The following is a 1,269-nucleotide window of genomic DNA, read 5'->3' as shown; positions in this document are numbered from 1 at the left end:
GCCGAGGTAGCGAGCACCACGTGCAGTCCGAGCGAGTGAACTCGGCGGATCAACTCGCGCGCTCCCGGCAGTACTCGGAGACGGTCGGCCGCCCACCCACGGGCATACCGACGGCCACAGCGCTTACCTTGTTCCTGACGCAGGCGTCATCGCGTCGGGTGACGCTCTGGTGACCGGACACGCGACGTCGAGCGTCGCCGGACCACAATTTCTTGTGTGCCCCTTCAATCATGACCGTGAAGCGACCGACGAGGCGTTGGACAACATCGCCGCGGCACCTGCCGGCGTGCTGTTTCCCGGACACGGGCCGGTCTACGAGGGCAGCATGGCTGTCGCAGTCGAACAGGCCCGAGCGGGCCGGACAAGGATGCGTCCATGAGTACCGTCGAAACGGTCGACGAAGGTGCGGTGCACGGTTTCCTGCATCGGCCTGCTTCTGTGTCCTTCGCGTCGCCCGTCGCCACGCTTGCACTGACTCACGGCGCGGGAAGTAACTGCGACACCGTGCTGTTGCGTGCTGTTGCCGACGGCTTTGCAGAGGCGGGAGTGCAAGTCCTGCGATTCGATCTCGCGTTTCGCGTGCGTCGAGCTTCGGGGCCGCCACACCCGTCGCGTGCTGCGGAGGATCGCGCGGGCATTGCCGAGGTGATTGCCGCTGTTCGCAAGGACGACTCGGTGCCTGGACCCGTTCTGCTCGGCGGACATTCGTACGGTGGGCGGCAGGCGTCGATGCTGGCGTCGGAGAATCCAGGACTTGTCGACGGCCTGGTGCTGTTGTCCTATCCGCTGCATCCTCCGAAGAAGCCCGAGAAGCTCAGAACCGAACACCTGCCGGACCTGAACACGCCGACCGTTGTCGTCCACGGATCGAAGGACGAGTTCGCGACGACTGAGGAGATGCGGGCAGCGCTCGACCTGATTCCCGCAGTGGCGGCTCTGGTGGAGTTCGAGGGAGCTCGGCACGACCTGTCCGTGGTGAAGTTTCCGGTGGTTGAACAGACAGTCGCCGCAGCAACAGAACTGTTCACGCTCGGACGGTGACTCGCCGGTTGCCCGTGTCGGTGGTTCCTGGTGAGATCGAACCATGAGTGCCCAGCAGTATCAGCCAAGTGCCCTGTCCGACGTCACGGTGAGCATCGACGGCGACGACACAGTCGTCAGCTTTCCTCGGGTGCTGCCGTATCCCGTCGAGCCGGGGTGGTGGAGATCTTCCGGCGCGGCCAGGCCCCGCCGGGGCTCGACCTGGACGCCGTCGTGCTCGTGGCGGAC

General features: G+C 65.4%; 1 protein-coding gene and 1 pseudogene. Both read left to right on the top strand.

The genetic code is table 11. The features are described from left to right. Nucleotides 1-76: 76 nt before the first annotated feature. Nucleotides 77-379, top strand: a pseudogene (locus tag ABT116_RS47470) (MBL fold metallo-hydrolase); the annotation flags it as partial. Beyond that, the gene (locus ABT116_RS47465; RefSeq protein WP_351647619.1) at nucleotides 376-1,041 is read left to right on the top strand and encodes an alpha/beta hydrolase family protein; all 666 of its coding nucleotides are present in this window, start codon (nucleotides 376-378) and stop codon (nucleotides 1,039-1,041) included. The pseudogene ABT116_RS47470 and the gene ABT116_RS47465, both read left to right, overlap by 4 nt. The last annotated feature ends 228 nt before the right edge of the window (nucleotides 1,042-1,269 follow it).

It is taken from the genome of Streptomyces sp. NPDC002130 (genome assembly GCF_040296465.1).
Lineage (GTDB): Bacteria > Actinomycetota > Actinomycetes > Streptomycetales > Streptomycetaceae > Streptomyces.
The sequence above is the reverse complement of the archived record's forward strand: the minus strand, read 5'-3'. Positions and strand labels throughout refer to the sequence as shown.

Excerpts from the sequence above, each read along its gene's own strand:
- ABT116_RS47465 (WP_351647619.1), top strand. The coding sequence starts at position 376 with ATGAGTACCGTCGAAACGGTCGACGAAGGTGCGGTGCACGGTTTCCTG.